This window comes from Sporosarcina sp. BP05 (genome assembly GCF_014282005.1).
Taxonomy (GTDB): Bacteria; Bacillota; Bacilli; order Bacillales_A; family Planococcaceae; genus Sporosarcina.
Genome location: NZ_JACFTD010000036.1, coordinates 1 through 8896, shown reverse-complemented (window position 1 = coordinate 8896; position 8896 = coordinate 1). Strand labels below are relative to the sequence as shown.

General features: G+C 35.1%; 8 protein-coding genes and 1 pseudogene. 4 read left to right on the top strand and 5 right to left on the bottom strand.

What is annotated here, in order from left to right; all coding sequences use genetic code 11:
* Positions 1 to 707 precede the first annotated feature (707 nt).
* The gene (locus H2672_RS18600) at positions 708 to 1259 is read left to right on the top strand and encodes a DUF3967 domain-containing protein (protein WP_186673851.1); all 552 of its coding nucleotides are present in this window, start codon (positions 708 to 710) and stop codon (positions 1257 to 1259) included.
* A gap of 536 nt (positions 1260 to 1795) precedes the next feature.
* Here the strand turns inward: H2672_RS18600 and H2672_RS18595 are convergent.
* The 4 genes from H2672_RS18595 to H2672_RS18580 all read right to left on the bottom strand — a co-directional run bounded on the left by H2672_RS18595 (position 1796) and on the right by H2672_RS18580 (position 5168).
* Positions 1796 to 2113, bottom strand: a complete 318-nt coding sequence (locus H2672_RS18595; RefSeq protein WP_186673850.1) for a hypothetical protein — start codon at positions 2111 to 2113, stop codon at positions 1796 to 1798.
* Between the two features lie 4 nt (positions 2114 to 2117).
* A complete protein-coding gene (locus H2672_RS18590) occupies positions 2118 to 3119 on the bottom strand; it encodes a replication initiation protein (protein ID WP_186673849.1) in 1002 nt (333 codons plus the stop codon).
* A gap of 807 nt (positions 3120 to 3926) precedes the next feature.
* The gene (locus H2672_RS18585; protein ID WP_186673848.1) at positions 3927 to 4616 is read right to left on the bottom strand and encodes a hypothetical protein; all 690 of its coding nucleotides are present in this window, start codon (positions 4614 to 4616) and stop codon (positions 3927 to 3929) included.
* Between the two features lie 15 nt (positions 4617 to 4631).
* Entirely contained in the window at positions 4632 to 5168 is a 537-nt protein-coding gene (locus H2672_RS18580; RefSeq protein WP_186673847.1) for a zinc metalloprotease, read from the bottom strand.
* Positions 5169 to 5761: 593 nt separating this feature from the next.
* On the opposite strand from H2672_RS18580, the gene H2672_RS18575 reads away from it, so the two are divergent.
* The 3 genes from H2672_RS18575 to H2672_RS18565 all read left to right on the top strand — a co-directional run bounded on the left by H2672_RS18575 (position 5762) and on the right by H2672_RS18565 (position 7793).
* A complete protein-coding gene (locus tag H2672_RS18575) occupies positions 5762 to 6325 on the top strand; it encodes a recombinase family protein (protein WP_186673809.1) in 564 nt (187 codons plus the stop codon).
* Positions 6326 to 6673: 348 nt separating this feature from the next.
* Entirely contained in the window at positions 6674 to 7180 is a 507-nt protein-coding gene (locus tag H2672_RS18570) for a peptidoglycan-binding domain-containing protein (RefSeq protein ID WP_186673846.1), read from the top strand.
* Positions 7181 to 7202: 22 nt separating this feature from the next.
* Positions 7203 to 7793: a hypothetical protein gene (locus tag H2672_RS18565; RefSeq protein WP_186673844.1), complete on the top strand. Its 591-nt coding sequence runs from the start codon at positions 7203 to 7205 to the stop codon at positions 7791 to 7793.
* A gap of 429 nt (positions 7794 to 8222) precedes the next feature.
* Here the strand turns inward: H2672_RS18565 and H2672_RS18560 are convergent.
* Positions 8223 to 8896, bottom strand: a pseudogene (locus H2672_RS18560) (hypothetical protein); the annotation flags it as partial.

The following is an 8896-nucleotide window of genomic DNA, read 5'->3' as shown; positions in this document are numbered from 1 at the left end:
CTGCACATCTGATACTTGGAATTTTTGCATTCTTATAATCGCAAATTGCGCCATGTACTGCATCTCCTTTTACATCGGGGAACGAATCATATTGGGATAAGAATAGCACATCGGGGGGAGGAGGACCAAAACCCTTGGTATAGCCCACTATACCAATTTCATTGGTGCGGGCTCTCCGAGGGTGAAAAACAAGAAGTCTGTCACGCTAGCGTGACAGACTTCCCAAGTTCAAAAGCAGAAAAAATAACCGCTTGCAGCCGTTGTTTTTTTCTAGTAACAAAAAAGCATTTGAACCTTTGCTGATTCTCGCAAAGGTTCAAATGCTTTTCCAGATCAAGTGCAAAAGAACAGACCTTGCCCCTTTTGCAAAAGGGGCAAACCCCCAAAATTCCCTTCGCCAGGTGGCAGGTTCTCACATGGGGTGAGAACCAAAAAGAGGGTGGGGAATCATCTCTTGTATCAACTCCTTAAATTCCTTCCGCTTTTGCTTCAGTCAGACATTTACCGTTGACACTTCCCGATATTTCTCCCTCTGGACAAGATTAAATTCAGAGCTTTTTCATGACTTAATTCACGATTTGAACCATCATCAAAATAACTATAATAACCGAAAATCCAGTCGAAACCATTTCAAATCTAGTCATTATAAAGGGATTTCTAATAATTAGTTGAAGTGTTCTTTATCATGAAAAAGAGGAGAACGAACAATGAGCAAGTTTGAAGATGCCTATTGGGGTAAAGAAATTGCTGAAATACTTCAAATTGGCGACAGTACATTGAGAAAATGGTGCTTATCTCTAGAAAATCAAGGTCACATTTTTATGAGGGGCCAACATAACAGCCGAGCATTTGTCGAACGTGACCTATTAATATTACGGAGAATGAAAGAACTCATTCAAAATAAAGGAATCACACTCGAAACGGCATCTGAGATTGTCATATCAAGGTTTAATCAATCAGAAGGAACAGCATCTGTTCTCAGAGAGAACACAGCGGAAGAACAGACGCTTCCTGTCGTTCCACCTGTTCTTCAGAACGAACTACTGTTAGATATATTAGAACGGCAAGAACGATTAGAAGAACAGAACAAACAGTTTCTGTTGATGCTTGAAGAGCAACAAAACTATATTAATAATAGTCTTGATAAACGTGATCTTCAGTTAATGCAGGCTTTAAAAGAATCGCAGGAAACAAAAAAGCTAATCGCTTCCACCTTGGAAAAGAAGAGTTTTTTTGAAAAAATATTCGGTAAGAGGTAACACTTTGTAAATGATGTTTATTAAAATTAGTCTGTCACGCTAGCGTGACAAAGTTGTTAAATGACTGTCACTCTAGCGTGCCTAAAATGAAAAAACTTGACCCCACCAAAACACTAGGCTTCGCCTAGTCCCACACCAGAAGTGGGGCCAGTTTTCCCTTATGCTCTTTCTAGCTATTTCTAGACATTCTGATTTTTTAGCTTTATCTCTAATGTATTTCTTGTCTTCTTCTTCATTCAATTTCATTTGAAAGAAAGTATTAGTTCTCGCCATATTTTCTACTCCTTTTTTAATTACTTTTGAACGAAGCGACAACAGATTTCACTCAAGTTTTAAAACAAACCGTTGAAGAAAATTTAAAAAGAGCAACTGCAGCAGTTGCTCTTTTTTCTAGTAACATATTTTTAACCTTCACCCTTTTATATTGGACTGTTACTTTTTTTAATATCTATCATCAATCTTCTTAGCGTTGATGTTGTAACCTCTAAATTTGATAGACGAGAATCTAATACTGTTTCTAGAAAACACTCTTTTAATCAAAACAATAATAAATCTCTTTTTTTAGATTCGTCATATAACCACTTTATAAAATCATCGCTGTCCTTCGGAAAACGATAGCTGCACCCTTCGAATTTATAAATTTCTTGCCTTTGTTCTTCTGTATGGTCGTCATTGCTTTGTATAACTTCATAAGCCCAGTAGTGAAGAAAACGGTGAGTAATTCCCATTTTCATTTTGATTTCAATAAGTTGGCTATAATACGCAACAAATTGAACCAGTGGCCAAAACGTTTCATCAACATTTAAAGTGGGTTTGTCGGTTTGATCCTTTAGGCTAATGATGGTCGATTGCATGTTATCACACTCTTTCTTCTAACCAATTATAGAAGGGTACAGATTTTTTAACAGCTGGTTTTTTATCATTTTCCAACATCATTTCAATCCATCTAAGATTATCTTTCGCCCGTGGAATATATTCACTTGCTTCTTTTGAAGTAACTTGCTCCCCTGTGCCTTTTCGCATCTCTTCTGTTTCTATAATTAGCTTTTTCGCTTTCTCTTTATTCTCTTCATTTTGCATTTGATGAACAGCGTCCCATAGCGTAAACACTTCGTCAATCAGTCTTTTTAATTCCTCTGATTGATTATCTGTTGCTAACGGAACTGTTTTACCTGTTGACCAATGTATTTCAAATCCGACAATAGCCCGACCTTTTTTCTTTTCTTTGTACCAAACTTCAAGTTCGGTGTACTTGTTTAATTCCTCGATAGCAACATCTAATACAGTTTCCTTGAATCGACCTGTATTAGACTGATATGTTTTTCTGTTTTCAACGCCGAACAAACGCAGGAGAGCCTCTTTTGAAACGGGTAAATAGTAAGCCCCATAACGGGCCTTTAAATATTCATATAACGTCCAACTAAAGCCACTCTTGAATTGTGATGTAATCGTTAAATCAGTTGTTACATAATGATCCTTTAACTCCAAAATATGAGGAATCATATCGTCAGTCCATTTAAAACGAAATTCACCCTTATCGTATTTAATTGACTGAAACACATTCCAATACTCAAAATAATCATTTTCCAAATCCTCAATACTAAACTTTAAATTCAATAATCGTTGTGCATCTATCTTGGCATCCTTGGTTAAATAACGTTTAAGTTCAAACTTCCTTTCGAAATCGGCTTTTATGAACCCCGTGTGCCCGTCCTGTTGCGTTGAAAAAATAGCGAAAGCAAATAATTGCATTTGATTTAAAGTTAAGCCCTGACTCAACTTCGCCATTGAAAAGTCATTACTCTTTTTAATGCCATTTTCATAAGAGACCAATTGTTTTTTATCGTTTTCCCTAGCCAATCAATTCACCCATTCCCCATTATCCTTTTTCTCTCCCCATACTGTACTTTATTAATTACAAAAGTTCAATATAAGGAGAGAAAAAGTTCAGTAATGGGAGAGAAAAAGTTCAGTAATGGGAGAGAAAAAGTTCAATAAAGGGAGAGAAAAAGTTCAATAAAACTCTGTAACCCTTGTGGCTCTAAGGCTCGTGAGTCTGTTAAAGGTTATTAAGTCTATTAAGTCTTTAAATAAAATCATTATATAGCATTCGCTAATTATCATGCATTTCTCTTTTTCTATAAAAAATCAGAATAAATTATTTCACTCCAAAAACAAAAGGCCGTTACTAGAAAAAAAGAGTAGAACAAATCCATAAACGAACTTGTCCTACTCTTCGAATCTATTAATTATAGCTACAGAAGCACACAGGAGGCTCGTATATGTACTTTAAGAGAGGAATTGAATATATCTATCAATCTGATTTTAGAACGCCTTCTAGGGGTCTTTACAGCGTTTTTAGAATATAGACGATTGAAAGTGCATTTTGGGGTTTATTTCACCAAGTTGCTTTGTATATTTATTCATTTAGACACGTCTAGCGTTCAGCAGAAAGACCGTTAACTCAACGATGTATAAACGCTGTATACAAGGTCCAGAGGACCACAGGTTCCACTTTGTTGTCACACGGGGGTTTACCCCTCGGCCTGTACTGGAAACAACTTCCGAGAAGGTGATTTATGTAAACTAGAAAAACCTAGATTGCTCATAATTAGCTACCTAGGTTTTTTAATGGGTAAGTTGATTATATTTTTCTTTAGATAGTTATTATCTTATTTTGTTTTCTAATTCATTATCAATTTCTTTGAATAATTCATCTTTACTTTTTCCTGAAATTTTATCAATTTTGCTTAAACCAATACGTTCAGATGTAAAATGAATAACACTTTTTGACTTTGTTACCTTTTTAGATTCCGTATTTTCTGTATTAGTTAAAAGTTCAACTATATTATCTGAACCAATTTCCACCTGGAAAGGTACCGATGCAGGTCCATAAGCATCTTTAGTTTGTAATTTCTTTAAAAACAGGACATATTCTTTATTTAAATCAGGTTTATTATAGTTAGGAAGATTTAATTCAGCTTCTACATGTTCTCCAGCTTCATTATACTCTAAATAAACAGTGTGTGGAATTGCTACTTCGATCGTTTTTCCAGTTTCACCTGCCAATTCTTCATCTACAATAAAAGTATAAACTTCGCTTAAATAATTTTCTCCCATGTTCCAGTCCTCTACAAATTTCTCATAGTGTCCTTTAACAATATAATCAGAGTTGGCTACAATGCCTTTAACATCTCCATTTACTTCATAATCAGGAGAAAACTCGACTTCATAAGTTATTGGTTCAGCAACTTCTTCTGTTGTAAACATTGATTTTGAAAGAAAAAACAGCGCAACACCTAATACAATACATACAGTTAGAATGGGTACTAATTTACTTTTTGTTTTTTTAACCATTGCAAATAATCCTCCTTAATATGGATATTTCATATTTACGCCTTGTATATCATCCTGTTGCGGAATGTAAACTTTAGTTCTGTCTCTTTGTGAATTCATAACTGAAAGAACTGGGGGAGTTTCATGTCCAAGGCCAATACCATGTCCTAATTCGTGTACTGCTGCACTTCTCCGAGTTAGAGAGTTATTTACAATTTGTGGATTACCGATATTTATCACAGCATTAAAATATAGAGAAGAACCATTAAGGGCATAACAAGTTCCATAAAGAGATGGGTCATCTACATTTTCTGTACCAACCTTATTAGGAGCAATATTATCGGTCAGAACATACTTGATTTTAGATTGAGCACTATTCCAATCAGATACAGCAGTTGTAAAAGTACTTTTATATGTTGAATTGGTGGTTGTATACTGTAAAGTTACAGTATATGGTTGCAGGGGTTTTTTAGGCCAGTTTCTAGTATTAAAACTGTAGGCATTAGTTGTTGTTGCTGATATAAAAAAAAGAATCATCACTAATAAAACAGAAAGTATAAGATTTTTATTCATTTCTATTAATCTCCTTTTATATATTTTTAATATTTTATAAAACTTAATAAAGATTAATTCCTCCTTTTTTGAACTTCCTATATTTAACTACAAAGCCATAGTAATACATTCTCGCTATTTAATCAGTTATTCTATGTTTTTTGAAAGAACAATAAAAAAATTAAGGTGCATGCAGCATACACACTTAAAAAGGTCTATTTCTCTTACAAGAAATAAACCTTTCTTATTTAATGATCTTCAACTAAAGCTACCCGTTAGCCATACATGTAGCGCAAAATCAGCGCTACACCACAGAGGATGAAAATGTGTACAGAACGGGTGTTATGTCTACTAGGGGGCATGGAGCATCCAAATCAAAATTAAAACAGTAGATGTATTAAAGTGTACTCAAAATACTTCTCAATCTAACACAATGGAAATATGTTAGATCCAAAAAAGTCTCCCTTTTATTTAGAAAGGGAGACTTTTTTATCTATTGTAGGTGTCACAACTTAGAGGTATTGACACCGTTTTCGGGATGCAGTAATATCAAGGCATCAAGTGGTGTCATAACTAATTGTCATAAGTGAACTGCAAAAAGGGGACAAATACATATGAAATATGGTTATGGTCGTGTAAGTACAGCGTCACAAGATTTAGAGTTACAGCTGCAGACGTTGGAAAGTGAAGGTTGCGACAAAATCTATTCCGAGAAATTCACTGGAACTAAAGCGGATCGTCCCCAATTTGTAGAGTTACTTTCATTGCTGAAAAATGGGGATACATTGGTAGTTACGAAGCTAGACCGTTTTGCAAGATCGGCAGAGGATGGGGTAAATCTAATCAAAGAATTGCTTTCAAAAGGAATCAAGGTTCACATATTAAATATGGGACTTGTAGAAGATACATCAATGGGCAGATTAATTTTAAGAATGTTATCAGCTATTGCGGAATTTGACAGGGATATGATAGTTGAACGATTAGCAGAGGGGAAAGCCATTGCGAAGCAGAATCCTGATTTCCGTGAAGGTAGACCGAAGAAATTCACTAAAAAGCAAGTAGCACACGCTTTACAGCTATTGGAAACGAATTCCTATACGCAAGTAGAAGAAATTACAGGGATTTCTAAAAGCACACTAATCCGTGCCAAAAGAGAAGTAACTAAAGGGTTGCTTTAGTTTAAGTATTGGCTGCCTTTCATAGCAGCTTTTTTTATTGAGTAATGGAGTTAACTACTTCCGTGAATTGGTGTTATGTCAACCTGTTGTGTATGGACCATACAAGCCCGTTCAGCGATTGAATCGATGGTTTGTGTATGGAGATAATATCTATCAATCTAATTTTAGAGCGCTTTCTAGGGCTGTTTAAGGCGTTTTTAAGAAAGGAGCTACTTTAGAGCGTTTTTTGATTTATTTCGACAACAAAACAGTTTTGAATTTCCGGATAACTGGTAAACTATTTTTATTATGGTAATATTACAAATGCAGCAAAAAATAGGAAAATTTGAATAGGAGGAATTCGAAGTGATGATGAAGAGGAAAGTAGAAATTTTCATAATTAGTCTTCTTTTATTTACACTAGTATTTACATCTAGCTCAGTAAATCAAGTAAAAGCAGCTTCTTATGACTGGCGCAATTTAGGGACGTTCCCAGTAATTGGATCTGGATACACAACGAGTGGTGGATTTGTGGAAGCCATGCAATCAACTCTATGGTCATCTGGTTATTCTTCAGCAGTAGGGACAATTGATGGCTACTATGGGACAGGCACAGCCAACGGCATTAAAAGCTTTCAGAGTGGAAATGGATTGGCATCGGATGGAGTAGCAGGAGCTGCGACTTGGAGAAAAATGGAAACGTATACATTCAACGTGGATACTTGGACTAGAAAGTACAGTAATCCTGGTAGTTCAGTGTATGTGACTGAATTTAAAATGTATAGTACCGGTGCGGGAGCAGGATACTTCTCTGGATTAATAAGTAAAACGAACAATAGCGTAATCAGACAAAATAGTACCATGTGGTTAGACTAATAATTAATAGGAGGTTTTATTAATGAAAAGAAAAACATTTTACTCAACTGCTTTAGCATTCGGCGTGATTGGTGTTTCCTTTTTCGCGGGTAACGTTATGCTTGAGACAAGTGCTGAAGAAAATATAGCAGAAGAAGTAAAAGTTCCTAATGTAGAAGTTCCTATGGTAGTAACCTTAGAAGACCTTGCACCAGTAAAGTTTAATAGTGTTGATGAAAGTGAAGTTAAAATGCCTTTAAATCTTGAAGAAAAGAATATAGACCATATTGTTGGAGAAGCAAGAGGAGTTAACGCAGAAAAACGACCTGGAGGATACTTAATTGAAACTTGGTATCCCACAGATACAGAGAATGGTGATTTGTTAGTAGCTCAGAGTATCAATGAGTATGGAGTAGCTCAGTCTCTTGTAGAAGACGTAAAAACGTGGTATCCAGAAGAACTAGGTGGATTTAAGGAATTGAATCTAGGTGGATATCAGGCCATCCTAAATGAAAATGAAGAAGATGCTAATACTCTTCATATAATTACAGACAATGAAATATTTACAATAGCCGGACAAAAAACCGAGATTTTGTTAGATGTGGCTGAGGAAATGATTAAGGATCTTCAATAACATTTTTGCATTATGGAAAAGGTCGCTCCTCATAGAGAGAGTGACCTTTTTTCAATGAAATACTTTCTCGGATTTTCCCTTTCATTTTTTATCTTCCAAAAACCTCTTTTTCAGGATTCTGTATTGAGACATACCAGGTTTCTTTTTGATTACTCGCTTGGTAATGATCTGAGTGACGATTTGGAGCAGTATCACTCTTACTTTTAAATTATTTTTCATGTATCTGTCACGCTAACGGGTGTTATGTCAACCGGTCGTACATTCTTCATACATCCATGCCAAGTGCAAGAACAAGGATTAGGATGCATGAGCCTAAAAACTTCTGAATTTAGAAGTAAACCACGATAACCACTGGTAAACTATATTATTTAATGGTTAACTCGATAAAAATGAGTTAACAAAAACAAAAGAGCCTTCGAGGGCTCTTTTTTATCTCTCCAAATCTTGATTTCTCTCTTTTCTTAAATCACGCTTGTGAAGTCTTTCAAATTCACTGGTATTCATTTTTCCTTTCACCTTATCTACAAGGTCACCAAAAGCCTTCTTAAACGATTTCAAGCCCTCTGTACGCTCTTTAACGAATTCTTTGGCACTTTGATAAACTAATCCTATTTCAGCCTTTAAATCGCTTATACGGTCTTCTAACGAAACGATTTTATTTTTTGCAGTATCAAGTTCATCTTTTAAATCATAATTACTCTTTTTAAGTCCCTCCATTTGTTCAGACATATCACCAACCAAGCCACTCAATTGACCATTTAGTTTGACCAAATCACTTTTTACTAAATTCTCATATTTTCCTTTAAGAACAGAACCAGCCGTTAGTTGTTTTTTTATTTTTTTCATTTCCTCATTCGACAAAACGTAATTTCCTGTTTCTTTTTCTATTGTTTCTTTTCGCCCAAATGACTTTGGTATTACCTCTGTTTTCTTTTCTTTTCGCACGATTTTAATTTTTATATCTTCCCCACTGGGGATGTCTTCGTTCATTGCCAGTAACTCTTTTTTTCTATCACCAATTCTTTCTTCAATCACATATTTTTCATCTTCTAATTGGTCTATTTCTTTTTCTAAATCTTTTTTTGCTCTTCTACAGAAAGTGC

Excerpts from the sequence above, each read along its gene's own strand:
- H2672_RS18600 (WP_186673851.1), top strand. The coding sequence starts at position 708 with ATGAGCAAGTTTGAAGATGCCTATTGGGGTAAAGAAATTGCTGAAATA.
- H2672_RS18595 (WP_186673850.1), bottom strand. The coding sequence starts at position 2,113 with ATGCAATCGACCATCATTAGCCTAAAGGATCAAACCGACAAACCCACT.
- H2672_RS18585 (WP_186673848.1), bottom strand. The coding sequence starts at position 4,616 with ATGGTTAAAAAAACAAAAAGTAAATTAGTACCCATTCTAACTGTATGT.
- H2672_RS18580 (WP_186673847.1), bottom strand. The coding sequence starts at position 5,168 with ATGAATAAAAATCTTATACTTTCTGTTTTATTAGTGATGATTCTTTTT.
- H2672_RS18575 (WP_186673809.1), top strand. The coding sequence starts at position 5,762 with ATGAAATATGGTTATGGTCGTGTAAGTACAGCGTCACAAGATTTAGAG.
- H2672_RS18570 (WP_186673846.1), top strand. The coding sequence starts at position 6,674 with ATGATGAAGAGGAAAGTAGAAATTTTCATAATTAGTCTTCTTTTATTT.
- H2672_RS18565 (WP_186673844.1), top strand. The coding sequence starts at position 7,203 with ATGAAAAGAAAAACATTTTACTCAACTGCTTTAGCATTCGGCGTGATT.